Annotated in this window: 23 protein-coding genes; 12 read left to right on the top strand and 11 right to left on the bottom strand. The window is 71.5% G+C overall.

Translation table 11 applies throughout. The features are described 5' to 3' along the window. Nucleotides 1-116: 116 nt before the first annotated feature. Entirely contained in the window at nt 117-740 is a 624-nt protein-coding gene (locus ACIQVL_RS02805) for a TetR/AcrR family transcriptional regulator (protein WP_403430945.1), read from the bottom strand. Between the two features lie 269 nt (nt 741-1009). Next, nucleotides 1010-2608, bottom strand: coding sequence for an MFS transporter (locus ACIQVL_RS02810; RefSeq protein ID WP_403430942.1), 1599 nt, complete (start codon nt 2606-2608; stop codon nt 1010-1012). A gap of 213 nt (nt 2609-2821) precedes the next feature. On the opposite strand from ACIQVL_RS02810, the gene panB reads away from it, so the two are divergent. Beyond that, nucleotides 2822-3697, top strand: coding sequence for a 3-methyl-2-oxobutanoate hydroxymethyltransferase (gene panB, locus ACIQVL_RS02815; RefSeq protein ID WP_403430939.1), 876 nt, complete (start codon nt 2822-2824; stop codon nt 3695-3697). A gap of 273 nt (nt 3698-3970) precedes the next feature. Here panB and ACIQVL_RS02820 read toward each other — a convergent pair whose 3' ends face one another. Then, complete coding sequence (locus ACIQVL_RS02820) at nt 3971-5314, bottom strand: alpha/beta fold hydrolase (RefSeq protein WP_403474092.1); 1344 nt, start codon at nt 5312-5314, stop codon at nt 3971-3973. A gap of 68 nt (nt 5315-5382) precedes the next feature. Here ACIQVL_RS02820 and ACIQVL_RS02825 point away from each other — a divergent pair, with 68 nt between their 5' ends. The 3 genes from ACIQVL_RS02825 to ACIQVL_RS02835 all read left to right on the top strand — a co-directional run bounded on the left by ACIQVL_RS02825 (nt 5383) and on the right by ACIQVL_RS02835 (nt 8021). Then, on the top strand, nt 5383-6000 hold the full coding sequence (locus tag ACIQVL_RS02825; RefSeq protein ID WP_403430934.1) for a TetR/AcrR family transcriptional regulator: 618 nt from the start codon (nt 5383-5385) through the stop codon (nt 5998-6000). Nucleotides 6001-6192: 192 nt separating this feature from the next. Further along, nucleotides 6193-7200 carry an ATP-binding cassette domain-containing protein gene (locus ACIQVL_RS02830; protein WP_403430931.1) on the top strand — a complete coding sequence of 336 codons (1008 nt, stop codon included), beginning with the start codon at nt 6193-6195 and terminating at the stop codon, nt 7198-7200. After that, nucleotides 7197-8021, top strand: coding sequence for an ABC transporter permease (locus ACIQVL_RS02835; protein WP_403474093.1), 825 nt, complete (start codon nt 7197-7199; stop codon nt 8019-8021). The genes ACIQVL_RS02830 and ACIQVL_RS02835 overlap by 4 nt, the downstream gene beginning before the upstream one ends. Nucleotides 8022-8037: 16 nt before the next feature. Here ACIQVL_RS02835 and ACIQVL_RS02840 read toward each other — a convergent pair whose 3' ends face one another. Both ACIQVL_RS02840 and ACIQVL_RS02845 read right to left on the bottom strand, forming a co-directional pair. Next, a complete protein-coding gene (locus tag ACIQVL_RS02840; protein WP_403474094.1) occupies nt 8038-11313 on the bottom strand; it encodes a BTAD domain-containing putative transcriptional regulator in 3276 nt (1091 codons plus the stop codon). Between the two features lie 35 nt (nt 11314-11348). Next, a complete protein-coding gene (locus ACIQVL_RS02845; RefSeq protein WP_403430925.1) occupies nt 11349-11894 on the bottom strand; it encodes a Uma2 family endonuclease in 546 nt (181 codons plus the stop codon). Nucleotides 11895-12033: 139 nt separating this feature from the next. Between ACIQVL_RS02845 and ACIQVL_RS02850 the strand changes: the two genes are divergently transcribed. Continuing rightward, entirely contained in the window at nt 12034-12834 is an 801-nt protein-coding gene (locus tag ACIQVL_RS02850) for a site-2 protease family protein (RefSeq protein ID WP_403474096.1), read from the top strand. Between the two features lie 12 nt (nt 12835-12846). Here ACIQVL_RS02850 and ACIQVL_RS02855 read toward each other — a convergent pair whose 3' ends face one another. Both ACIQVL_RS02855 and map read right to left on the bottom strand, forming a co-directional pair. Next, nucleotides 12847-13497, bottom strand: coding sequence for a heme oxygenase (biliverdin-producing) (locus ACIQVL_RS02855; RefSeq protein WP_403474097.1), 651 nt, complete (start codon nt 13495-13497; stop codon nt 12847-12849). A 142-nt stretch (nt 13498-13639) separates the two neighbouring features. Continuing rightward, complete coding sequence (gene map, locus ACIQVL_RS02860; RefSeq protein ID WP_403474098.1) at nt 13640-14497, bottom strand: type I methionyl aminopeptidase; 858 nt, start codon at nt 14495-14497, stop codon at nt 13640-13642. A gap of 58 nt (nt 14498-14555) precedes the next feature. Between map and ACIQVL_RS02865 the strand changes: the two genes are divergently transcribed. Then, a complete protein-coding gene (locus tag ACIQVL_RS02865; protein ID WP_403474099.1) occupies nt 14556-14789 on the top strand; it encodes a hypothetical protein in 234 nt (77 codons plus the stop codon). On the opposite strand, the gene ACIQVL_RS02870 is transcribed toward ACIQVL_RS02865, so the two are convergent. After that, a complete protein-coding gene (locus ACIQVL_RS02870) occupies nt 14790-16079 on the bottom strand; it encodes an MFS transporter (RefSeq protein ID WP_403430915.1) in 1290 nt (429 codons plus the stop codon). Nucleotides 16080-16308: 229 nt separating this feature from the next. Further along, the gene (locus ACIQVL_RS02875) at nt 16309-16908 is read right to left on the bottom strand and encodes a hypothetical protein (RefSeq protein ID WP_403474100.1); all 600 of its coding nucleotides are present in this window, start codon (nt 16906-16908) and stop codon (nt 16309-16311) included. 80 nt (nt 16909-16988) lie between these two features. Here ACIQVL_RS02875 and ACIQVL_RS02880 point away from each other — a divergent pair, with 80 nt between their 5' ends. The 3 genes from ACIQVL_RS02880 to ACIQVL_RS02890 are packed head-to-tail and all read left to right on the top strand — an operon-like array spanning nt 16989 to nt 19084. Next, nucleotides 16989-18068: an exo-alpha-sialidase gene (locus tag ACIQVL_RS02880; RefSeq protein WP_403474101.1), complete on the top strand. Its 1080-nt coding sequence runs from the start codon at nt 16989-16991 to the stop codon at nt 18066-18068. Nucleotides 18069-18115: 47 nt separating this feature from the next. Then, nucleotides 18116-18841, top strand: a complete 726-nt coding sequence (npdG, locus tag ACIQVL_RS02885; protein ID WP_403430909.1) for an NADPH-dependent F420 reductase — start codon at nt 18116-18118, stop codon at nt 18839-18841. Between the two features lie 60 nt (nt 18842-18901). Continuing rightward, nucleotides 18902-19084, top strand: a complete 183-nt coding sequence (locus ACIQVL_RS02890) for a hypothetical protein (RefSeq protein ID WP_403430906.1) — start codon at nt 18902-18904, stop codon at nt 19082-19084. Here ACIQVL_RS02890 and ACIQVL_RS02895 read toward each other — a convergent pair whose 3' ends face one another. Beyond that, complete coding sequence (locus ACIQVL_RS02895; RefSeq protein ID WP_403430903.1) at nt 19085-19756, bottom strand: PhzF family phenazine biosynthesis protein; 672 nt, start codon at nt 19754-19756, stop codon at nt 19085-19087. A 24-nt stretch (nt 19757-19780) separates the two neighbouring features. After that, a complete protein-coding gene (locus tag ACIQVL_RS02900) occupies nt 19781-20311 on the bottom strand; it encodes an HtaA domain-containing protein (protein WP_403474102.1) in 531 nt (176 codons plus the stop codon). A gap of 207 nt (nt 20312-20518) precedes the next feature. On the opposite strand from ACIQVL_RS02900, the gene efeO reads away from it, so the two are divergent. From efeO to efeU, 3 genes are read left to right on the top strand one after another with little or no spacing between them, the layout of a single operon-like run. Then, nucleotides 20519-21652, top strand: a complete 1134-nt coding sequence (gene efeO / locus ACIQVL_RS02905; protein WP_403430897.1) for an iron uptake system protein EfeO — start codon at nt 20519-20521, stop codon at nt 21650-21652. Between the two features lie 9 nt (nt 21653-21661). Continuing rightward, complete coding sequence (gene efeB / locus ACIQVL_RS02910; protein ID WP_403430894.1) at nt 21662-22897, top strand: iron uptake transporter deferrochelatase/peroxidase subunit; 1236 nt, start codon at nt 21662-21664, stop codon at nt 22895-22897. A gap of 3 nt (nt 22898-22900) precedes the next feature. Further along, entirely contained in the window at nt 22901-23818 is a 918-nt protein-coding gene (gene efeU, locus ACIQVL_RS02915; RefSeq protein WP_403430891.1) for an iron uptake transporter permease EfeU, read from the top strand. Nucleotides 23819-23831 lie beyond the last annotated feature (13 nt).

Raw genomic sequence — 23831 nt, forward strand, 5'->3', positions numbered from 1 at the left:
GGCTCCTCTCCCGCCGCCACATGGCGGCCGTACGGAAGAGGATGACGAACGAGCCGAGGAGCGGGGTTCCGGTTACCGGCGGGTCGGCGGGGTCTGTGACGAAACGCGAACACTGGCTAGGACGACGGGACCGGGCCCAGGCCCGCCAGCACCTCGTCGACGATCTGCTCGGCCAGGCCCTCGGGGAGTTCCGCGTCCGGGCGCAGGATGGCCCTGAGCAGCATCGGTCCGGTGAACATGTCGTTGGCCAGGTCGACGTCGATGTCGGCGCGGAGTTCGCCGTTGCGCTGGCCCCGGCGCAGCACTTCCTTGCCCAGTTCACGCCGGGGGTTGACGACGTTGGTGTGGTAGGCGTTCCAGATGCGGGGGCTGCTCTTCATCTGGGCGTACACGTTGTGCAGGATGGCCGACGAACGGTTCATCAGGCCGCGCTGCCGCAGCGATTCGAGCAGCACGACGAGGTCGTCGCGCATGGAGGTGCCGGGGAGTTCGGGGTCGGGGGGCTCGGCGGCGCGCATGACGTCGACGAAGAGCTCCTCCTTGCCGTTCCAGCGGCGGTAGATGGTGGCCTTGCCGACGCCGGCGGTCCGGGCGATCCGCTCGATGGAGAGCTCGGCGAGCGGGACGCCGTCCTCCAGGAGCTTCATCACTCCTTCCAGGATGGCGAACTCCACCGCCTCGCTGCGGGGGCGGCCGCGGGCCGGAGTGATGGACCGCGGTCCGCTGTCGGCAAGCGTCACGTCGTACCGTCCTCTCAGTGCACTGGCTGCGGGAATTCTCCCGCAGCCGAAGCGTCCCCCCGTGGTTGCCACGAGGTCTTCCCCGTGGCTCCGGGTGTCCCCCGGTCTCCCCCGTGGTTCTTGCCGGTGCCGGCCGGTCCGTTCGGTCGTTCAGTACTTCTGTCGTTCAGTACTTCCAGTACTTCTGCCGTTCAGTGGTTCTGTCGTTCTGCCGTTCAGTCGTTCTGCCGTTCAGTCGTTCAGTGGTTCTGTCGTTCAGTCGTTCATGTTCACTCCGCCGCCACGACCAACTCCTGCTCCCGTTCGCCCTGCTGACCGGCCGGCGGCTTGCCCGGCAGGAAGAGGGTCACGACCACGGCGCCGATCAGCGCGACGCCCGCGCCGCACAGGGCGGTGGTGTGCATGGCGTGCAGGAAGGCGTCGTTGGCGGGGGTGACCAGGGCCTTGCCCTGTGCACCGAGCTTCGAGGCGACGCCGAGCGTGGCCTCGATGGACTCACCGGCCGTCTCGCGCAGCCCCGGCGGCAGCGCGCCGAGCTTGCCCTCGATGCCGTTGCGGTACGACGCCGACAGCACCGAGCCGAGCACGGCGATGCCGAGGGCGCCGCCGACCTGGCGGAAGGTGTTGCTGAGCGCGGAGGCGGAACCGGCCTTCTCACGCGGCAGCGCCTGCATGATGACGACCGAGGTCGGGGTCATGATGTGCGCCATGCCGGTGCCCATCAGGAAGAAGACGACCTCCAGGATCCAGATCGGCGTGTCGGCCTCGAAGGTGGCGAAGGCGCCGAGGGTGGCGGCGATCAGCACCAGGCCGCCCGCGGTGGTGGCCTTGTTGCCGAACCGGTCCACCACCAGCCGGGCCCGCGGCGCGAAGATCATCTGGGCGGCGGCCAGCGGGAGCAGCAGCAGACCGGACTGCAGCGGCGAGTAGCCGCGCACGCTCTGGGTGTAGAAGACGGAGAAGAAGGTCACGCCCATCAGCGCGAAGAAGACCAGCGCGATGGCGGCCATGGCGGCCGAGAAGACCTTGTTCTTGAAGTAGGTGACGTCCAGGGACGGGTGGTCGCTGCGCTTCTCGAAGATCACGAAGCCGGCGAGGACCGCGACGCCGGCGAAGATGGTCGCGAGCACCTTGGCGTCGGTGAAGTCGGCGAGTTCGCCGCCCTTGATGATGCCGTAGACCAGCAGGACCAGGCCGACGACGGAGAGCACCACGCCGACGGGGTCGAGGCGGCCGGGCCGCGGGTCGCGGGAGTCGGGGACCAGCCAGAACATCAGGGCGAGCGCGATGATCACGATCGGCACGTTGATCAGGAAGACCGAGCCCCACCAGAAGTGGTCGAGCAGCACACCGCCGGTGATCGGGCCGATCGCGATGGCGAGGCCGACGCCGCCGGCCCAGATGCCGATCGCCTTCGGCTGCTCCTGGCGCTCGAAGACGTTCATCAGGACGGCGAGGGTGGCGGGCATCACGAAGGCCGCGCCGAGGGCCATCAGGGCGCGGAAGGCGATCAGCTGGTCCGCGGTGCCGGACTCGGCGGCGAGGGCCGAGCCGACGCCGAAGACCACGAGGCCGCCGATGAGCACCTTCTTGCGGCCGAGACGGTCGCCGACGAGGCCGGCGGTGAAGAGCAGGCCGGCGAAGACGAGGGTGTAGGCGTTGATCGCCCACTCCAGCTGGCTCTGGGTGGCGCCGAGGCCGACCGGGGCCGGAGTGGAGATGGTCTTGACGGCGACGTTCAGGATCGAGTTGTCGAGCACCACGATCAGCAGGCTCAACATGAGCACGCCGAGGATCGCCCAGCGGCGCCGGTGCACCGCCTCGGGTATGCGCGAACCGGGTGGAGCGTGGTCGGCAGGAGTTGTCATGCGGACGAGCCTATGACCATTTCAATACGGCACCGTCTCGTATCTGAATTCCTTTACCCGGGCTTTATGGAACGCGACAGAGCGGCGCGGGGCGGACGGTGACCGACGGATCACACGGGGGTCCTCTGGCCGTCGGCGGCACGAAGTGCCACCATGAGAGGGATCCGGGGACACCGTAAGGGTGCCTCGAGATGACTTGAAGGAGCCGTTGTCATGACGCAGCTTTCGGCTGCCCAGACTGTGCAGAACAGCCCCTCCGACGGCAGCAAGGCGCTGTACGGGGGGAAGGGCACCCGCCGCATCACGGTTCGCGACATCGCCCTCGCCAAGGAACGCGGCGAGAAGTGGCCCATGCTCACCGCGTACGACGCGATGACCGCCTCCGTCTTCGACGAGTCCGGCATCCCGGTGCTCCTGGTCGGCGACTCGGCCGGCAACTGCCACCTGGGGTACGAGTCGACGGTCCCGGTGACCCTCGACGAGATGACGATGCTGTCGGCGGCCGTGGTCCGCGGCACCCAGCGCGCCCTGATCGTCGGCGACCTCCCCTTCGGTTCCTACCAGGAGGGCCCGGTGCAGGCGCTGCGCTCGGCGACCCGGCTGGTGAAGGAGGCCGGTGTCGGCGCGGTCAAGCTGGAGGGCGGCGAGCGTTCGCACGACCAGATCCGGCTGCTCGTCGAGTCCGGCATCCCCGTGATGGCGCACATCGGCCTGACCCCGCAGTCCGTCAACGCGATGGGCTACCGCGTGCAGGGCCGCGGCGAGGAGGCGGCCCAGCAGCTGCTGCGCGACGCCAAGTCGGTCCAGGACGCGGGCGCGTTCGCGGTCGTGCTCGAACTGGTCCCGGCGGAGATCGCCGCCGAGGTGACCCGGGTGCTGCACATCCCGACCGTCGGCATCGGCGCCGGTCCCGACACCGACGCACAGGTCCTGGTCTGGACGGACATGCTCGGCCTGACCTCGGGCCGGGTCCCGAAGTTCGTGAAGAAGTACGCGGACCTGCGCGAGGTCATGGGCAACGCGGCCAAGGCGTACGCGGAGGACGTCGTCGGCGGAACGTTCCCGCTGGAGGAGCACTCCGTCCACTAGGACCACCGGAGAACCCAGAGCCACTGCGGCAACACCAAGGACAGCCCGCCGATCTTCCCCCGTCGGCGGGCTGTCCCGCGTCCTGGCGGACTCCGCCGGACCCGGCACAGTGGACTCCGCCGGACCCGGCGCGCAGAGTTGCGGCCTGCAACACGTCGGGGCTTCTACCGGGTGACGGAGTCGGTGCGGGGCGCGGGTCCCCTCCGCGCGCCGGCACCGGACGGTTCCGGACGAGACCACGGGTCGGTGCATCAGGGCACCGCCGAAGCGTCTTCATTTGTGATCGCGGAGGAAGACAGGGATCTCGTCGCGGGTCGGGTAGTTCGGCAAGGGGGCCGGCTTGCCCTGAAGGAACGCGGTGATGACGGCGACGGCCCGGTCGTTGTTGTCGTCGAGGCCGTTCCACATGTGGTGTCCGACTCCGGGCATGTACTGCGTGCGCAGGACGGCGGGGTCATCGGCGAGGACGGTGGTCTCCCATTGACGGACCTGGGAGGAGCACTCGGCGATCATCAGCATCGCGGGGGTCCGGGAGCGCCTCAGTTGCGGGGCGATGGAGGGCGAGTCCTTGACCGTCTGCTGGATGCGGAGGCTGGCGGCGGGGCTGAAGGAGAAGTTCCGTACGGTGTCCTCGGCGGGGATGCGGTGCGCGTCGCGCGCGCAGTACGCGGATGCGGTGTCGCTGCCGAGGTCCGCGGCGGTGAAGGCGTTGACGCCTTCGGCCTGTCCGACCAGTCCGGTGCCGGGGCTGAGGAGGCCGAGCCGCATGAGGCCGAAGGCCACGGCGTACCGGGGGACGTGCGTCGAACGCGGTCCGGTCGGGCCCGGCGCGAGGCCGCGTGCGGATTGTCGGCCCTTGTGCCCGGCGATGCGTGCGGTGGGGCCGTCCATGGGGCCGGGCTCGGCGATGACCGCCCGGTGCAGGCGGGCGGCGACGCCCGGGTCGGCCAGGGCGCGGGTGAGCACGGCCCCGCCCGAGGAGAACCCGAGGATGTCGACCTTGCCCTTGTCCAGGCGGTCGACGAAGGCGGCGAGGTCGCGGACCGACCTGGAGACCGTGTACTGCCTCATGGGGAGGAGGTCGCTCCGTCCGCCACCGGCCTGTTCGTAGGCGTAGACGTCGTAGCCCTGGCGTGCCAGGAGCCGCAGGAACGTGTGGTCGAGCACCGAGATGCCGCGGACCGGTCCGCCGTTGAGGTACACGAGCGGGACGGGGTGCCGGGTGCCGGGGTTCGCGGGCGGGTAGTGGTACACCGCCACCCGGCTGCCGGTGGCCAGGCTCCAGTGCTGCGTGGCCACGAAGGGCAGGGCGGGCGGGTACCGCCGGGACGTCGGCACGGTCGGGACGCAGACCGTCGCCGTCAGCGCCGCCGCGACGATCACCGGCAGGAACGGCACGAGCCGCGCCGGCCGGCCGCCGTGCGCGCGGTGCCGGCCCCGCCACAGCCCGAGGACGGTCCCGGTCCCGAGGGTGGCCGACCACGCGGCGAGCCCCGAACCCGCCCCGTCCGTGACGGCGACCAGGGCGAGAAAGACGACGACCAGCGTCGCGACGGCGGCCAGGGCGAGGAGTAAGCGTCCGCTGAAGCGGACGAGGCGTATCGCGGACGTGGGCACGGCGGACCTCCGACAATTTCAGAACGCTGTTTCAAAACGACGTTATCAGAAGCGGTAGGCTGCTGACCGTGGGCAGGCCCAGAACGAACGACGAGGCCGTCGGAGACCGGCTCGTGGAGTGCGCGACCGAGCTGCTCGCCACCCGTCCGCGGGAGTCGGTCACGGTCCGCGCCGTGGCCGCCGCCGCCGAGGCGTCGACGACGGCGGTGTACTCCTTGTTCGGCGGCAAGGACGGGCTGATCGGCGCGGTGCGCGACAGAGCCGTCGCCGGCCTGTTCCAGGACCTGTCGGCGGTGCAGACCTCCGCGGACCCACTCACCGACCTCTACGCGCTGGCCGTCGCCTACCGTCGCTGGGGATGCGGACACAGCCACCTGTACACGGTGCTGTTCGGTGGTGTGCAGGCCTTCGACCCGTCGGGCGAGGCCGGTACCGGTGACCCGGTCCGTCCGCTCCTCGCGGCGATCGACCGCGCCCTGACGGCGTCCGTCCTCGCCGGCGACGCGACGGCGATCGCCCTGTCGATCTGGGGAACCCTGCACGGGCTCGTGACTCTCGAACTGGCCGGGGCCCTCGACGCCGCCACGGCCGAGGTCGCGTTCCGCTCGGCGGTGCACGCCACGCTGCGCGGCTGGACGACCCCGGAGGTGTTCCGCACTCTTCGCCGGGTCGAACCCGCCCGGTGACAGGAGCGGTCCGCCCGACGCCTCCATGCCGTCCGCCCGCGATGCCGTCCGCCCGCGATGCCGTCCGTCGCCGATAGCTCGCCGGGCACTCGGCGAGCTATCGATGGTTTATCGGTGGGCTATCGGCAGACTGTCGGTCGGTGTCGGCGGCCTGTCGGTGGTTTGTCGGTGGGGCCTGGCACCGTACTTCCCATGACGCGAATCGACAACAACGCCGTGTCCGTACGGGGGCTGGTGAAGCACTACGGCGACACCAAGGCACTCGACGGAGTTGATCTGGACGTCCGCCAGGGCACCGTGATGGGTGTGCTCGGGCCGAACGGGGCCGGCAAGACCACCCTGGTGCGGATCCTGTCCACGCTGCTGCAGCCCGACGCGGGAGAGGCGACCGTCGCCGGGTACGACGTGCTGCGCCAGCCCCGCCAGCTGCGCCGGGTGATCGGGCTGACCGGGCAGTACGCCTCCGTGGACGAGAAGCTGCCGGGCTGGGAGAACCTGTACATGATCGGGCGCCTCCTCGACCTGCCGAGGAAGGACGCGCGGGCTCGGGCCGACGAGCTGCTTGAGCGGTTCTCGCTGACCGAGGCAGCCAAGCGCCCGGCGAGCACCTACTCCGGTGGTATGCGCCGCCGCCTCGACCTCGCCGCCTCGATGATCGGGCACCCCCAGGTGCTGTTCCTGGACGAGCCCACCACCGGACTCGACCCGCGCACCCGCAACGAGGTGTGGCAGGAGGTAAAGGCCATGGTCGGCGACGGGGTGACCGTGCTGCTGACCACCCAGTACATGGAGGAGGCCGAGTACCTCGCCTCCGAGCTGACCGTCGTGGACCGCGGGAAGGTCATCGCCGGCGGCAAGGTGGAGGAGCTGAAGGCGAAGGTCGGCGGGCGGACCCTGCGGGTGCGGCCCGTGGACCCGCTGCAGGTCCGGCCGCTCGCCGCCATGATCGACGAGCTGGGCATCACCGGGCTCGCCGGTACCACCGTGGACGCGGAGAACGGCACGCTGCTGGTGCCGATCCTCAGCGACGAGCAGCTGACCGCCGTGGTCGGCGCCGTCACCGCCCGCGGTATCACCATCAGCTCCATCGTCACCGAACTGCCCAGCCTGGACGAGGTGTTCCTGTCCCTCACCGGCCACCGCGCCAGTGCCCCGCAGGACGCCAAGACCGCCGACGACCGTCAGGAGGTCGCCGTATGAGCGCCACGACCGCCACCGCCACCACCGCCACCGCCTCCGACGTCCGGATCCCGCTGCGCGGGCACCTCCGGCACACCGGGGCCCTGATCCGCCGCAACCTGCTGTGGATCCGGCAGGACCCCGAGTCGATGTTCGACGCCCTGCTGATGCCGGTCGTCTTCACGCTGCTGTTCGTGTACGTCTTCGGCGGCTCGATCGGGCAGGCGCTCGGCGGCGGCCAGGACGGCTACGTCCAGTACGTCATCCCGGGCATGATCGCGATGATGAGCATGACGCTCTCGCAGGGCGTCGGCACCGGGTTCAGCCAGGACTTCAACTCCGGTGTGATGGACCGGTTCCGGTCGCTGCCGATCGGGCGCGGCTCGGTGCTGTTCGCGAAGATCTCGGTGGAACTGGTGCGGATGCTGTTCGCGACCGCCGTGCTGATGATCGTCGCCGTGCTCGTCGGGTTCCACATCAACCACTGGGGCGGGCTGTTCGCCGCCGTGGGCCTGTCCGCGGTGTTCGCCTCCTCGATCATGTGGGTGTTCCTCACCCTGGGCGTGATCCTGAAGAACGCCCAGTCCGTGCAGGCCATGGGGTTCCTGGTGCTGTTCCCGCTGCAGTTCGGCTCGTCGATCTTCGCGCCGACGAAGTCGATGCCGGGCTGGCTGCAGGCCTTCACCGACTACAACCCGCTGTCCACGCTCGCCGACGCGGCGCGCGGACTGATGGTCGGCGGCCCGGTCGCCCACGACCTGTGGATCACGCTGGGCTGGTCGGTGGGGATCACGGCGATCGCGGCGCCGTACGCGATCTACAAGTTCCGGACGAAGAGCTGACGTTCGGCCGGACAGCTCAGAGCAGGGCGGTGGCCTCCGCGCGGGAGAGGCCACCGCCCTCGGCGTACGCGGCCTCGTAGGCGGTGTCGTCGGCGAGGGCGGCCCGGACGCGGACCTCGGAGCGGTCGCGTGCGGTGCGCTCCAGGCCGACCTGGAGGTGGCCGGGCGGCAGCAGGGCGTCGGCGGCGCCCAGACAGCGGGCGGCGTCCAGGGCGCGCACGCCCCCGTCGAGGCCGGCCAGGGCGACCGCGGCGACGGTCAGGCAGACGGACGGCAGATGCGGGGTGATGGCCTCGCTCAGCGGGTCGGCGGCGAGCCGCAGCGCGTCCCGCAGCTTGGCCAGGGCCGCCGCGTGCAGGTCGTCGAGCGCGTCCACCCAGGCCTCCTGGGTGAGGATCAGGGCGTCGAAGACGACGAAGTGGGAGATCTTGAACTCGCTGCGCAGCAGCCGGACCTGCTCGCGGGCCTCCGGGACGCGGCCGCTGATCAGGAGCCAGGTGGTGAGGAAGAGCCGGGCGGCGGGCATCGCCTCGTTGCTCAGGCTCTCGTTGTCGGCGATGACCTGGCGCAGCAGCCGTTCCCCGCGCTCGGTGTCGCCCGACTCGATCAGCACGCTGCCGAGGCGGGCGTTCAGCACGGCGGTCTGGGAGCGGGCGCCGAGCAGGCCGACCCGTTCGATGGCGGCCTCGTAGTCGACGGCCGCCGCCAGGTAGTCGCCCCTGCGCTCCCGGGCCTCGGCGCGCCCGGAGAAGGCCTCGGCGGTGCCCCAGTCGTCCCCGAGGCGCCGGAAGATCTCCAGTGCCTCGTCGGCGTCCCGGGCGGCGTCGCCCGCCCAGGCGGCGCGGTTGGCGAGCAGGTTGGCGCGCATGGCGAGGCTCCCGGCCAGTTCCCACTCGTAGCCGGGGGTCTCGCGGCAGGTGCGGACGCCGGCGTCGAGGATCTCGCGCAGCCGGTCCATGCCGCCGGTCAGTATCACGGCGAAGAACCAGAACATGCCCGGAGCCCGGCAGGTCTGCGGCATGCCGGGTTCGTAGACCTCGGTGACGGCGCGCAGCTTCGCCTGCGCCTCGGGCGTCTGCCAGACGTCCAACTCGGTGTCCATGCAGGCCATGTGGGCCAGGTGCAGGCCGCGCCGGGCCTCGGTGAGGAGCTCGCCGGTGTACGGCGGCGGGGTGTCGGTGCAGCGCTGCCACACCGGTTCGGCCCGGCGCAGCGGTGCCTCGAACGGGTCGGGTCCCAGAGCCATGACATCGGCGCACCAGGTGCGGGTCTCGATCCGCTGGTCGTGCATCTGCCAGTACCAGAACAGGGAGTGGAGCAGGCAGAGCGCCTCCTGCTCGTCCCGCAGGGCGATGGCGTGCCGCAGTGCGGTGCGCAGGTTCTCGTACTCCAGCTGGAGCCGGGCGATGGCGGCCCGCTGGCCGGCGCCGCGCAGCAACGGCTCGTTGGTGCGGGCGAGTTCACGGTAGTAGGTGAGGTGGGCGCGCTCGGCGGCGGCGCGCTCGCCGCTCTCGTCGAGGCGCTCACCGGCGTACTCGGAGACGGTCTCCAGAAGCCGGTAGCGCATCCCGCCGCCCGCGGCCTCCCCCGAAGGGGCCGCCACCACCAGGGACTTGTCGACCAGGGAGCCGAGCGCGTCGAGGGCGGCGGGGCCGCAGACGGCCTCGGCGGCGGCCAGGTCGCAGCCGCCCGCGAAGAGGGAGAGGCGGCCGAGGACGGCGCGTTCACCGGCGTCCAGCAGGTCCCAGGACCAGTCGACGACCGCGCGCAGGGTCTGCTGGCGGGGCAGCACCGTGCGGCTGCCGGAGGTGAGCAGCCGGAAGCGGTCGTCCAGCCGGTCGGCGATCTGGCGCGGGGTCAGCATCCGCAGCCGGGCCGCGGCCAGTTCGATGGCGAGGGGCAGCCCGTCCAGGCGGCGGCAGATCTCGGCGCAGGCCGCCGCGGTCCCGGCGTCGGCGTCGACCGTGAAACCGGGGCGGGCCGCGGCGCCCCGCTCGGCGAGCAGCCGCAGCGCCACCGGCTCGGGCAGCGGCTCCACCGGGCGCAGCAACTCCCCCGGTACGCCGAGGGGTTCGCGGCTGGTGGCGAGGATCGTCAGCTCCGGGCAGCGCTCCAGGAGCCGGGCCGCCAGGTCGGCCGCCGCGTCGACGACGTGCTCGCAGTTGTCGAGGACGAGCACCATCCGGCGCCGGGCGCAGTGTTCGACGAGCCGCTCGACGGGGTCGTCGTGCCGGTCGGCGGCGGCCCGCATGGTCTCGGCGCCGCCGCCGTACAGCACGGCCTGGCGGGCGCCGAGCGCGCTGAGCACGGCTTCGGGGACGTCGGCCGGGTCGTCGACGGGGGCCAGCTCGGCCAGCCAGACGCCGTCCCGGGCGGCGTACCGGACGGTCTCGGCGGCCTCCTGCGAGAGCCGGGTCTTGCCGGCCCCGCCGGGCCCGAGCAGGGTGACCAGCCGGGCGGCGGCGAGGTCGCCCCGGATGGCCTCGATGTCGGCCTCGCGCCCGACGAAGGAGGTGAGCCGGGCGCGCAGGTTGCCGGGCCGGGCCGGCGCGTCCGGCGCGGGTGCCGGGTCGAGGAGCTCCCCGTGCAGGCCCCGCAGCTCGGGGCCCGGGTCGGAGCCGAGGCGGTCGGCGAGGAGGTGGCGTACGTCGTCGTAGGCGGCCAGCGCCTCGGCGGTGCGGCCGGTGCTGTGCAGGGCGCGCAGGCGCAGGGCCTGGAGGGGTTCGTCGAGGGGGTGGGCGTCGCACAGGGCGGTCAGCTCGGGCAGGGACTGCTCGGCCTGGCCGAGGGCGAGGGCGGCGGTGTGCCGGGCGCGCAGGGCGTCCAGGCGGCGGACGTCGACGCGGGCCGCCTCGGCGGTGCGGTCGGGCAGGTCGGCGAGGGCCGGGCCGTGCCACAGGGCGAGGGCGTCGTCGAGGACGGTGGCCGCCTTGGCGGGGTCGCCGTCGGCGAGGGCGCGCAGGCCCTCGCCGGTGAGCCGCTCGAAGCGGTGCAGGTCGACGTCGTCGGGGGCGGCGGCGAGCCGGTAGCCGCCGTCGGTGGAGTCGACGGCGTCCGCGCCGAGCGCCCTGCGCAACCGGCCGACCAGGGCCTGGAGCGCGCCGCCGGCGTCGGCCGGCGGCTCGTCGCCCCAGACCTCGTCGACGAGCAGCCCGGCGGGCACCGCGCGGCCGGGCCGCAGCGCCAGCACGGTCAGCAGGGCACGCAGCCGTGCCCCGCCCACGGGGACGGCCGTGCCGTCGGGGCGGAGTGCCTGGGTGGTGCCGAGGATCGCGTAGCGCACGGGGTCCATTGTCCCTGGGGACGCCCGGACGCCGCCTGCGGGTTTCAGATGCGGACGAACTCGGAGGAGTCCAGGGTGAGGGTCCGGTCGGCGACGGGAATGGAGATCTGGTCGCCGAACACGCCGGACTCCTCGTGCTGGTACTCGCCGTCTTCGGGGCGGGTCAGCAGGGTCCACCGAGCGGAGAGCACATCGACGATCAGATAGGCCGGGATACCGCGCAGGGCATAGTGGCTCGGCTTCGTGTTGTAGTCGCGGTTCTTGCTCTCCGGTGAGACGACCTCGACCACGAAGGGCAGCAGCTCCTCGCTGATGTCGCTCCTGTCCGTCTGGACCAGGTCGAGCGGGATCGCCGTGGCATCCGGTTCGGGCTTGTAGCCCTCCCGGGGCGGAACGACAGAGAATTCACTCGTCGCGACCCAGCCCGGCAACCGCTGCTCGATCTGGTTCTCGATGCGCCGCTGCGTCGTCCTGTGCGCAAAGGTGACTGGTACCACAGTGAGCCCGTTCTCCGTCAGCCGGAGGCGCGCGCTGCGCGGGACCTCGATCCGGTCCTGGACCAGTTCGACCCATCCCTCTGCGATCGTCATGAGCACCTCCTCGTTCGACTCGATATCAGCGTAACGACTAACAGGAACCTCCGGCCGCCCGCAGGACGTTCTTCACCTGTCACCTGTACGGTCTACCCCGCACGCCACCTCCACCGACGCGCCCCGGGAGCCCCCCGCCATGACCGCCACCACCACCCGCCCCAGTGACCGGCGGATCAGTCCCGTGTTCGTCGGGATCCTCGCCGTCACCGCGGTCACCGGGTGGGCCACCTGGTCCGGGTTCGCCGAGCAGCCCGGGGTCGCCGTGTTCCTGTTCGTGACGGCGGCCTGGATCGTCTCGCTCTGCCTGCACGAGTACGCGCACGCGCGCACCGCCCTGCACGGCGGGGACATCACGGTGGGCGAGAAGGGCTACCTGACCCTGAACCCCCTGAAGTACACGCACGCCCTGCTGAGCATCGTGCTCCCGGTGCTGTTCGTGATCATGGGCGGGATCGGCCTGCCGGGCGGCGCGGTCTTCATCGAGCGCAGCCGGATCAGGGGCCGCTGGCGGCACAGCCTCATCTCCGCCGCCGGTCCGCTGACGAACGTCCTGTTCGCCGCCGTCTGCACCGCCCCCTTCTGGCTCGACGCCCTGGACGGCGTCCCGAGCGACTTCCGCTTCGCGCTCGCCTTCCTCGCCCTGCTCCAGGTCACGGCCGCGATCCTGAACTTCCTGCCGGTGCCGGGGCTCGACGGCTACGGCGTGATCGAGCCCTGGCTGTCGTACAACATCAAGCGCCAGGTGGAGCCGTTCGCCCCGTTCGGTCTGCTCTTCGTGTTCGCGCTGCTGTGGGTGCCGTCGATCAACAGCGCGTTCTTCGACGTGATCGACGCGCTGCTGCGTCACCTGGGCGTGGACGAGGACGCGCAGTACTGCGGGCAGAACCTGTACCGCTTCTGGCAGACGACGGACCCGTACTGCTCCAGCGTGGGGTAGTCCCCCGCGCCGTCACGCCGACAGCGGGAACTCCTCGCCCAGTTCCCGGAACATCGCCGTGTTGAGGGCGAAGGCCCGCTTGCACTCGGCGACGACGCGCTGCTTCTCCAGGTCGTCCGCGTCCACCGCGTCCAGCAGTTCGCGGTAACCCCGCTTGAAGGCGGCCGGGTTGGCGATGCCCTCGAAGACGTAGAACCGGACGCCGTCGCCCTTGCGCTCGAACCCCCAGGTCCGCTCGGCCCGGTCGCGGATGATCTGGCCGCCGGAGAGGTCGCCGAGGTAGCGGGTGTAGTGGTGGGCGACGTAACCGGCGGGCCACCGCTCGGCGCACTCCCGCACCCGCGCCGCGTACTCCTCCGTCGTGGGCAGCGCGGTGAGACCCGTCCGCCAGCCGGCCCCGCGCAGATGCGCCAGGTCCCGCTCCAGCGCCGCCAGCCGGTGCAGCTCCGGCCGCACGAACGGCCCGGCCACCGGGTCCGAGGCCAGCAGCCCGGCCGCGCCGCTCTCCAGCGCGTCGTACACGAACCACAGCTGCTCGGTGTAGCGGGCGTACGCCTCCACGCCGAGCCGGCCGCCCAGCAGGTCGCTCATGAACGTCGAGGTCTCCGCCGCCACGTGCTGCTCGTGGGACGCGGTGCGGATGAGTGTCGAGAAGGAGTCCATGGGCAACATCCTCTAAGGTAAGGCTTACCTAAGTCAATGTCCTTGCCGACACTTCGTCGGTAAAGTTACCGACACCATGTCGGTAAAAGCGTACCGGAAAAAGGCCCGCCCTCCGAGGGAGGGCGGGCCTGACGTCGGCGGCCTACGGCAGGGTCAGGATCTCCGCGCCGGTGTCCGTCACCACCAGCGTGTGCTCGAACTGCGCGGTCCGCCTGCGGTCCTTGGTGACGACGGTCCAGCCGTCGTCCCACATGTCGTACTCGTGCGTCCCAAGCGTCAGCATCGGCTCGATCGTGAAGGTCATCCCGGGCTGCATCACGGTCGTCGCGTGCGGGCTGTCGTAGTGCGGGATGATCAGCCCCGAGTGGAACGACGAGCTGATGCCGTGTCCGGTGAAGTCACGGACCACCCCGTAGCCGAAGCGCTTCGCGTACGACTCGATGACCCGGCCGATGATGTTGATCTGCCGGCCCGGCCGGACCGCCTTGATCGCCCGGTTCAGGGACTCCCGGGTCCGCTCGACAAGGAGCCGGCTCTCGTCGTCGACCTCTCCGACCAGGTAGGTGGCGTTGTTGTCGCCGTGCACCCCGCCGATGTACGCGGTCACGTCCAGGTTGACGATGTCACCGTCCTGGAGCACCGTCGAGTCCGGAATGCCGTGGCAGATGACCTCGTTGACGCTGGTGCACAGGGACTTGGGGAAGCCGCGGTAGCCGAGCGTGGACGGGTAGGCCCCGTGGTCGCACATGTACGCGTGCGCCACCCGGTCGAGTTCGTCCGTCGTGACACCCGGCGCGATGATCTTCGCGGCCTCCTCCATCGCCTGCGCGGCGACACGGCCGGCGATCCGCATCGCCTCGATGGTCTCCGGGGTCTGCACCTCGGGCCCGGTGTACGGGGTCGGCGCGGGTTTGCCGACGTACTCGGGGCGGCGGATGTTTCCGGGTACCGAACGGGTGGGAGAGAGCTCCCCTGGTACGAGCAGCGACTGGCCAGACATGCCAGCGAGTCTAACCAGCGGGCATGGGGGAACATGTGGATGGCGAAAGGAGCCGGTCATGGCCCTGTTCAAGAAGCGGACCGTCGCGAAGGCGGGCGAGTGGTACTACTGCCTGCAGCATCAGAAGGTCGAGGAGGGGCCCGAGTGCCCCGCCAAGGACCGGTTCGGCCCTTACGCCACCCGTGCGGAGGCCGAGCACGCGATGGACATGGCGCGGGAGCGCAACCTCCAGTGGGAGAACGACCCGCGGTGGCACGACGCGCCGGCGGGGGACTCCTCGGACGAGGGCTGATCAGGAAGGCCCGGTGGGCACGGCACCCGTCGCGGCTTCGGCGGTGCGCCGGGCGCGCAGACGTACGGCGTGTTCGTTCGTCTGCGCGTCGTAGGACATCAGGGCGGGCAGGCACAGGGCCAACAGGCCGACCGCGCCGGTGCAGAGCAGGCCGCCCGCGCCGACGGACGCCCGCACGCCGAGCCATCCGGCCATGCCGCCGGAGCGGACCTGGCCGAGGGTGGGACCCACGGAGTACGACAGCAGTTCGATCCCGGCGAGGCGGCCGCGCAGCTCGTCGGGGATCGTCTGGTTCCACATCGCGGCCCGGAAGATCCCGCTGACCATGTCGCAGCCGCCGGCGACGGCGAGGAGGAGGAGCACCAGCCATACGTTCGCCACGGCACCGGCGGCGGCGATCGCGAGGCCCCACAGCGCGGCCGACAGCACCACCATCCGCCCGTGCCTGCGCACCCGTGAGGTCCAGCCGCTGACCAGGCCCACGAGGAGGGAACCGGCCGGGATGCTCGCGTACATCAGGCCGAGCGACCAGTCCGCGTCCAGCTCGTCGGCGAGGAAGGGCAGCACGGCGAGCGGCATCGCCAGGAACATCGCCGCGAGGTCGACCGCGTAGGTGCCGAGGAGTTCCCTGCGGTGCCAGGCGTAGCGGGCGCCCTCGGCGATCGAGCGGAGGGAGGGCCTCGCGGCCTCGTGGGACGCCGGGGACGGCGCGATGCCGACGACCAGGGCGACGGAGACGACGAACGTCACGAGGTCGGCGCCGTACGCCCAGCCGAGGCCCGCGTACGCCACGACCAGGCCGGCGACGGCGGGGCCCGCGACGCCGCCGACCGTCCAGCGGAAGGAGTTGAGGGCCGCCGCGGCCGGGAGGTCGTCGTGGGCGACGATCCGCGGCAGCAGGGAGTCGAGGGCCGGGCGCTGGACCGAGACGAGCGCGGAGCCCAGGGCCGCGACCGCGTACAGCGGCCACACCGCCGGGTGCGGCAGCAGGGCGTTGACCAGCAGACCCGCGCTGAGCAGCCCCTGAGCGGCCTCGGTCCGGACGATCAGCTTGCGCTTGTCGAGGGCGTCGGCGAGAGCGCCGCCGTACAGGCCGAACACGATGAGCGGGAGCAGTTCGACGGCGCCGACGGCGCCTACGGCGGCGGCGGAACCGGTGAGGTCCTTGATCTGCACCGGGAGCGCGACGAACGTCAGGAAGCTCCCGAAGTTGCTGATCAGACCGGAGACCCACAGCCGCCGGAAGTCGACGGAGGCCCTCCAGGGGGCTAGGTCGGGGAGGAGGCTCACGGTGGGACATGTTGAACGGCTGGGCGCCTTGCCTCAACCGCTTTTCCGCCGGGTGCGGGCCGGTGGGGGCCGGTCGCGCAGTTCCCCGCGCCGCTGAAGGGGCGCTGCACCGACGCGCCCTGAAGGGGCGCGGGGAACTGCGCGAGCAACCACCGCGCGCCCGCAGCCGGCATCCATGGACGCAGGTCCCGCCTTGGTTCCCCACGCTTCCGTCGCAGCGGGCGGGACGTCACCACGGGGTCGGCGGTGGAGCCGTCACCGTCTCCGCCAGGCGGGCGAGGCGGTCGCGGAAGCGGCGGCGCCTCCGAGGGGAGGGGCCGTTCTCTCCGGTCGCCGCGCTGACCAGGTGCTGGACGGTGTCCAGGTCGAGTTCCGCGGCCTCGGGGACGGTGAGGGTCTCGTGGGCCATGGCGGTCAGCGCGTCGTCGGTGGTGGTGGAGAGGGTCAGGACCGTCGCGCCGGCCCGGCGGGCGGTGTGCACTCGCTCCAGGAGGGGTCCGGCGTCTCCCGGCGCCACCACGAGCAGCGTCTCGCCCCGGCGGGCCGCCTCGATACGGCCGGGGCCGACCGCGAGGTGCGCCGGGTCGGTGGGGCGGGCGTCGTGCCGTACGAGGGTCGGCGCCAGTTCCGGCGTACCGGACCACGCCGCCTCGTCGACGAGGTGCGCGGCGAGGTGCCACGGCTCGTACTCCGGCGTGCCGACCAGGAGCAGCCCGCCGCCGTGCGTCACCACCGAGCCCCGCAGCGCGCCCGCGAACCTCCGGGTCGCGGTCAACCACTCGGTCCCGGCAAGCACTTCACGCAACAACGCGACCCGTACTGCGTCCATGCCTCCGCATACTGCCGCAATCGGACACTCGTGACGTGGAGTTCACCCCGAATTCGCCCGACCCGGGGAGGAGGCGGCCCATGAGTGACGCAGAAGCAAGCATTCCCTTTCGCGCGGGCAAAGAGGGCTACGCCAGTTTCCGGATCCCGGCGGTGGTGGTCTCCCGGGCGGGCACCGTGCTCGCCTTCTGCGAGGGGAGAGTGAACTCCGCGGCCGACTACGGGCACATCGACGTGGTGCTGAAGAGGTCGGCGGACGGCGGCCGGACCTGGGGGCCGCTCCAGGTGGCGGCGAGCAACGGGACCGATCTCGCCGGGAACCCCGCTCCCGTCGTGCTCGACACCGGCCGCATCCTGCTGGTGCACGTGCGCAGCGCCGCCTCCGCCACCGAGGACGCCATCCTGCGCGGGCAGGTGTCCGACGCCGACGGGCGGCGGGTGTGGGTGCAGCACAGCGACGACGACGGGGTGACCTGGTCCGCGCCGGTGGAGATCACCCAGTCCGTGAAGAAGGCCGGGTGGCGGTGGTACGCCACCACGCCCGGGCACGCGATCCAGTTGCGTTCGGGACGGGTCGTCGTGGCCGCCAACCACACCCTGCCGCCCACCGGGACGGACAACGGCACCGAGGGCAGGTACAACAGCGGGCACTGCCTGCTCAGCGACGACCACGGGGCGACCTGGTACCTCGGCTACCTCGACGAGAACACCGACGGGTACATCAACGTCAACGAGACCACCGCCGCCGAACTGCCCGACGGGCGCGTCTACTTCAACACGCGCAACGATTCCCCGGCACCGGGGAACAGGGCCGACGCCCACTCGGCGGACGGCGGGCGCACCCTCGTGAAGCCCTTCCGGCCACAGGCCGGGCTGACCGCCCCGGTCTGCCAGGCGAGCGTGCTCCAACTCCGCGATCCCGACGTGCTGCTGTACTCCGGGCCGGGCGATCCGGCGGCCCGCGCCCTGATGACCGTCCGCGCCTCCGCCGACGGCGGTACCACCTGGCGGGCCGTGTACACGGTCGACGGGCTGCCCGCCGCCTACTCCGACCTGACCCGGATCGACGCGGCCACGGTCGGGCTGCTGTACGAGACGGGCGACTTCAGCGCGTACACGACGATCACGTTCCGCCGGGTGCCCGTGAACCGGCTCACCTGACCGGGCCTGGCCGGGTACGGCCGCCGGCCCGGACGTAGAGTCGGCCCATGACCTCTACCGACAGTGCACAGCAGCCGGCGGCCGACCGGGCTCCCGCCCCCGCCAAGGACCCCTGGGACCTGCCCGACGTCTCGGGTCTGGTGGTGGGTGTGCTCGGCGGCACCGGCCCGCAGGGCAAGGGCCTCGCCTACCGGCTGGCCCGCGCCGGCCAGAAGGTGATCATCGGTTCGCGGGCCGCCGAGCGCGCTCAGGCCGCCGCCGACGAGCTCGGGCACGGTGTCGAGGGCGCCGACAACGCCGAGTGCGCGCGCCGCAGCGACCTCGTGATCGTCGCCGTACCGTGGGACGGGCACGGCAAGACGCTGGAGTCGTTGCGCGGGGAGCTGGCCGGCAAGCTGGTCGTGGACTGCGTCAACCCGCTCGGCTTCGACAAGAAGGGCGCCTACGCGCTCAAGCCGGAGGAGGGCAGCGCGGCGGAGCAGGCCGCGGCGCTGCTGCCGGACTCGCGGGTCACGGCCGCCTTCCACCACCTCTCCGCGGTGCTGCTCCAGGATCCGGAGATCGAGGAGATCGACACCGACGTGATGGTGCTCGGCGAGGTGCGGGCCGACGTCGAGACCGTGCAGGCGCTGGCCGGGCGGATCCCGGGGATGCGCGGCGTCTTCGCGGGGCGGCTGCGCAACGCCCACCAGGTGGAGTCGCTGGTCGCGAACCTGATCTCGGTCAACCGCCGCTACAAGGCACACGCCGGGCTCCGGGTCACGGACGTCTGAGCGGATGGGGGACACTGGTGGCTGCCGGCAGTGTCCCCCCGTCATGAGAAAGCGACCCCTATGCCCCGCCTCGCCCTGTACGCCCTGGTCGTCTGCGTCCTCGCGGTCGTCGCCGCCGTCGTCTCCTTCGTCCAGGGCAGCTGGCTGATCGGCGTGGTCTGGGTGCTGCTGACGGGTCTGTCGTCCAACATGACCTGGTACTACCTGCGGCGCGGGCGCGCGGACAGGTCGGTCACCGGCTGATCACCGGCCGGGCCGCGGCTGCTTCTCCTCGCCCTCCAGCAGGACCCGCCCGCCGATCTCCACCCAGCCGTAGGGCTGCGGTGCGGTCAGGATCTGCGAACCCCGGCCCTGGGTGATGTTCAGGGCCCGGCCCAGCTGCGCGGTGAGCAGCAGCGCCGCCCCGCCGGTGGCCTCGTCCTCGTCGATGCCGTCGTTGCGGCCGGGGAAGGCGCGGGCGCGGACCCGCCCGGCCGACTCGTCCTCCCACGCCCAGGCGTAGATCCACTCCCCCGGCGCGGGCACCGGCAGCGCGTCGACCTCGGCGGCCCTGGCGTACTGGCGCAGGGTGCGCGGCGGGACCCACTCCGGGAGCGCCTCGATCCAGCTGAACTCCCCGTCCAGCCGGGCGCCGACCACGCCGGCCGGGGTGACCAGTTCGGGCACGTCCAGCAGCCACGCCGTGCCGACGCAGGGATGCCCGGCGAACGGCAGGCGCAGGGTGGGGGTGTAGATGTCGACGACCCCGCGCTCGGGGTCGTCGACGAACACGGTCTCGCTGAACCCGAGCTTCGCCGCCAGCGCCTGCCGGTCGTCCCGGCCGGGCAGCACGGAGCCGTCCCGGACGACCCCCAGTTCGTTGCCGTAGCCGCCGTTCGCCGCGCAGAAGACACGCAGCACGTCGTAATCAGTCACAGCGGCATTGAAGCACTCGCGGCCTCACCCCTCGGTACGGCGCCTGCGCATCGCGTACACGACGCCCGCGCCCGCGGCCGCGGTGACGGCGGCGGCCGCGCCGAGGGCGGTGGCCGGGAGGGCCGAGCCGGTGGCGGCGAGGGCGTCGCCCGTGCCGCCCGTGCCTCCTGTCGTCGAGGCCACGCCGCCGCTCGCCGCGCCGGTGGTGTCCGAGGCGGTGGCGGTCGGGGTGCCGGCGCCCTTCATGCCGACGCCGCCGAGGGCGAGGGAGGCGAAGGGCACCTGCGTGGACGTCGTGACCGTCCCGGTGCCCTTCGCCTTGCTGGTGACGTCCAGGTAGAGCGTGCCGGCCGGGCCGGAGATGCGGACGGTGGGGCGGCTGAAGGTGAGGTCCAGCCGGTAGGCGCCGTTCGCCTCCCGGTGGCCGACGAAGTTGCACCCCGCGAAGGACGCGGTGAACGCGCCGGTGTCGCCGCCGACGGCCCGCCCGCCGAGGTGTTCGAGGAGCGGTTGCTGTCGGAGGTCTACGACCAGGCGGTGGAGGTGTTTCCGCATCCGCGGACGGGAGCCGTCGTGGTCGCACCGAAGCGCACCGCTTGACCTTCCCTTTACCAACCCTTGGGGTTTGTTTTGAGTCACCGATATCAAGCCGTATCTGTGATCTTTCTGTGTCTGGTGAATCACCACCCGCCCGGGTATGAGTGAGGTAAGCCTCAGGTAAGTTAGGCCAGCCTCACCACACCATCCCAGCTTGGAGCCTGCATGCGTGCCGTCCGACTCACCGTCACCGCCGCCGCCACCGTGGCCGCCTTGACCGCCCTCTCGGCCTGCACGGCGAAGAGCGACGCCAAGGGCGACGACGCGATCCAGGTCACCGCCGCCGACGCCAAGTGCGAGACGTCGGCCAAGTCGGTTCCGGCCGGGCACGTCACGCTCGCCATCGAGAACACGGGGTCGAAGGCCACCGAGGTCGAGATCCTCTTCCCGGACGACCGGATCGTCTCGGAGAAGGAGAACATCGGTCCGGGGACCAAGTACACGCTGACCGCCGAGGTGAAGGCGGGATCGTACGAAATAGCCTGCCGGCCCGGGATGAAGGGGCACGGGGTGCGGCAGAAGCTGACCGTCACCGGCGGCACGGTCGCCAAGCGCGACCCGAAGCTGGACGCGGCCGTCGCCGCCTACCGCGAGTACGCCCAGGAGCAGGCCGACGCGACGATCCCGAAGGTGGAGACGTTCGTCAACGCCGTCAAGGCCGGGAACATCCAGGCCGCCAAGGACGCCTACGCCCCCTCCCGGGTCGGCTGGGAGACCACCGAGCCGATCGCCGAGTCGTTCGGGGACATCGACCCCAAGACCGACACGCGCGTCAACGACCTGGAGAAGGGCCAGAAGTGGACCGGCTGGCACGCGCTGGAGAAGGCGCTGTGGGTGGACAAGAAGGCCGGCGCCGAGCAGCAGGCCCTCGCCGATGAGCTGCTCACCGACCTGAAGGACTGGCAGAAGCGGGTCGGCAAGGCCGAGATCACCCCGACCTCCATGGCCAACGGCGCCAAGGAGCTCCTCGACGAGGTCGCCACCGGCAAGATCACCGGCGAGGAGGACCGCTACTCGCACACCGACCTGAGCGACTTCAAGGCCAACGTCGACGGCGCGCAGAAGGCGTACGAGCTGCTCAAGCCGGTCGCGCAGAAGAACGACGCGGCACTCACCACGGAACTGGACAAGCAGTTCGCCGCGCTGGACACGCTGCTCGACAAGTACCGCACGACCGCCACCTCGGACGGTTTCGTGTCGTACGACAAGGTCACCAAGGCCCAGCAGAAGGAGCTCTCCGACGCGGTCAACGCCCTCGCGGAGCCGCTGTCCAAGCTCGCCGCGACCGTGGTCAAGTAGGGGCGGGCCATGACTGACACAGCGAATCCGTCGCGTCGGGCGGTCATCGGCTGGGGCGGGGCCGGGCTCGCGCTCGGCGCCGCCGTGGCCGGGGGCGCGGTGGCCGCGGCCGAGTCCGGCGGCGGCGACACCGAACCCACCACCACGGCCGTCGCGTTCCACGGCGCCCACCAGGCCGGTATCGCCACCCCCGTCCAGGACCGGCTGCACTTCGCCGCGTTCGACGTGAAGACCGACGACCGGGCCGAGTTCGTGCAGCTGCTGAAGGACTGGACGGCCGCGGCCCGGCGGATGACCGCGGGCAGCGCCGTCGGCGAGGGCGCGTACGGCGGGCTCGCCGAGGCGCCCCCGGACGACACCGGCGAGGCCCTCGGGCTCAAGCCGTCCCGGCTGACGCTGACGATCGGCTTCGGGCCGTCCTTCTTCGAGAGGTTCGGGCTCGGCGGACAGCGGCCCGCCGCGCTCGTCGACCTGCCGAAGTTCCCCGGGGACAACCTCGACTCGTCCCGTACCGGGGGTGATCTCTGCATCCAGGCCTGTGCCGACGATCCGCAGGTCGCCGTGCACGCCATCCGCAACCTCGCCCGGATCGGCTTCGGCAAGGTCGCCGTCCGCTGGTCCCAGCTCGGCTTCGGGAAGACCTCGTCCACGACCCCGGACGCCCAGACCCCCCGCAACCTCATGGGGTTCAAGGACGGCACCCGCAACATCGCGGGGACCGAGACCGACCGGCTGAAGAAGTTCGTATGGGCGGGTGACGGGGACGGATCCGACTGGATGACCGGTGGGTCGTATCTCGTCGCCCGGCGCATCCGCATGAACATCGAGACCTGGGACCGGACCTCGCTCCAGGAGCAGGAGGACGTCTTCGGGCGGGACAAGGGCGAGGGCGCTCCGGTCGGCAAGGCCAAGGAGCACGACGAGCCGTTCCTGAAAGCCATGAAGCCCGACGCCCATGTGCGCCTCGCGCACCCCGACTCCAACGGCGGGATCACCATCCTGCGCCGGGGCTATTCGTTCACGGACGGCACCGACGGTCTCGGGCGGCTCGACGCCGGGCTGTTCTTCCTGGCCTACATGCGTGACGTGCGCAAGGGGTTCATCCCGCTGCAGCGCAAGCTGTCGGCGTCCGACGCGCTCAACGAGTACATCCAGCACGTGGGTTCGGCGGTCTTCGCGGTCCCGCCCGGCGTCCGGGACAAGGACGACTGGTGGGGCCGGACGCTGTTCTCCGAAGGGGCGTGAGCCGTGTTCTCCAACTACCTGATCGGGCTGCGGGAAGGCCTCGAGGCCTCGCTCGTCGTCTGCATCCTCATCGCCTACCTGGTCAAGACCGGGCGCACGGACGCCCTGAAGCCGATCTGGACCGGCATCGCGGTGGCGGTGCTGATCGCCATGGGCTTCGGGTGCGCGCTCGAATTCGGTTCCCAGGAGCTGACGTTCCAGGCACAGGAGGCGCTCGGCGGGTCCCTGTCCATCGTCGCGGTGGGCCTGGTGACCTGGATGGTGTTCTGGATGCGCCGCACCGCCCGGCATCTCAGGGCGGAGCTGCACGGCAGGCTGGACGCGGCTCTCGCGATGGGGACCGGCGCGCTCGTCGCCACCGCCTTCCTCGCCGTCGGCCGGGAGGGCCTCGAGACCGCGCTGTTCGTGTGGGCCTCCGTGCACGCGGCGAGCGACGGCACCCCGCGCCCGCTGATCGGCGTGGCGCTGGGCCTGGCCACCGCGGTGTTCCTGGGCTGGCTGTTCTACCGGGGCGCGCTGCGTATCAACCTGGCCAAGTTCTTCACCTGGACCGGCGGCATGCTGGTCGTGGTCGCGGCGGGCGTGCTCGCGTACGGCTTCCACGACCTCCAGGAGGCCGACTGGATCCCGGGCCTGACCAGCCAGGCCTTCGACATCAGCGGCACCGTCCCGCCGGACAGCTGGTACGGCACGCTGCTGAAGGGCGTGTTCAACTTCCAGCCGGACCCGACCGTGCTCCAGGTCACGGTGTGGCTGCTGTACCTGGTCCCGACACTCGCACTCTTCTTCGCCCCGGTAGGGTTCGGCTCCGGGAAGGGGAAGGTGAAGGCACCTGATGACGCACCTGAGGACGCAGCTGAGGACGCATCTGACGAACAGGGATCGCGCCCCTCGACGGCTCCGCAGACTCCGCCGGCGTGATCGGAACGCGCTC

It is taken from the genome of Streptomyces sp. NPDC090499 (assembly GCF_044769305.1).
GTDB lineage: Bacteria > Actinomycetota > Actinomycetes > Streptomycetales > Streptomycetaceae > Streptomyces.

What these genes read in the sequence shown, in the direction of transcription:
- ACIQVL_RS02810 (WP_403430942.1), bottom strand. Translation starts at nt 2,608, where the DNA reads ATGACAACTCCTGCCGACCACGCTCCACCCGGTTCGCGCATACCCGAG.
- ACIQVL_RS02845 (WP_403430925.1), bottom strand. Translation starts at nt 11,894, where the DNA reads ATGACGATCGCAGAGGGATGGGTCGAACTGGTCCAGGACCGGATCGAG.
- panB (WP_403430939.1), top strand. Translation starts at nt 2,822, where the DNA reads ATGACGCAGCTTTCGGCTGCCCAGACTGTGCAGAACAGCCCCTCCGAC.
- map (WP_403474098.1), bottom strand. Translation starts at nt 14,497, where the DNA reads ATGTCTGGCCAGTCGCTGCTCGTACCAGGGGAGCTCTCTCCCACCCGT.
- ACIQVL_RS02835 (WP_403474093.1), top strand. Translation starts at nt 7,197, where the DNA reads ATGAGCGCCACGACCGCCACCGCCACCACCGCCACCGCCTCCGACGTC.
- ACIQVL_RS02880 (WP_403474101.1), top strand. Translation starts at nt 16,989, where the DNA reads ATGAGTGACGCAGAAGCAAGCATTCCCTTTCGCGCGGGCAAAGAGGGC.
- ACIQVL_RS02865 (WP_403474099.1), top strand. Translation starts at nt 14,556, where the DNA reads ATGGCCCTGTTCAAGAAGCGGACCGTCGCGAAGGCGGGCGAGTGGTAC.
- efeO (WP_403430897.1), top strand. Translation starts at nt 20,519, where the DNA reads ATGCGTGCCGTCCGACTCACCGTCACCGCCGCCGCCACCGTGGCCGCC.
- npdG (WP_403430909.1), top strand. Translation starts at nt 18,116, where the DNA reads ATGACCTCTACCGACAGTGCACAGCAGCCGGCGGCCGACCGGGCTCCC.
- ACIQVL_RS02855 (WP_403474097.1), bottom strand. Translation starts at nt 13,497, where the DNA reads ATGGACTCCTTCTCGACACTCATCCGCACCGCGTCCCACGAGCAGCAC.
- ACIQVL_RS02900 (WP_403474102.1), bottom strand. Translation starts at nt 20,311, where the DNA reads ATGCGGAAACACCTCCACCGCCTGGTCGTAGACCTCCGACAGCAACCG.
- ACIQVL_RS02840 (WP_403474094.1), bottom strand. Translation starts at nt 11,313, where the DNA reads ATGGACCCCGTGCGCTACGCGATCCTCGGCACCACCCAGGCACTCCGC.
- ACIQVL_RS02890 (WP_403430906.1), top strand. Translation starts at nt 18,902, where the DNA reads ATGCCCCGCCTCGCCCTGTACGCCCTGGTCGTCTGCGTCCTCGCGGTC.
- ACIQVL_RS02875 (WP_403474100.1), bottom strand. Translation starts at nt 16,908, where the DNA reads ATGGACGCAGTACGGGTCGCGTTGTTGCGTGAAGTGCTTGCCGGGACC.
- ACIQVL_RS02830 (WP_403430931.1), top strand. Translation starts at nt 6,193, where the DNA reads ATGACGCGAATCGACAACAACGCCGTGTCCGTACGGGGGCTGGTGAAG.
- ACIQVL_RS02850 (WP_403474096.1), top strand. Translation starts at nt 12,034, where the DNA reads ATGACCGCCACCACCACCCGCCCCAGTGACCGGCGGATCAGTCCCGTG.
- efeB (WP_403430894.1), top strand. Translation starts at nt 21,662, where the DNA reads ATGACTGACACAGCGAATCCGTCGCGTCGGGCGGTCATCGGCTGGGGC.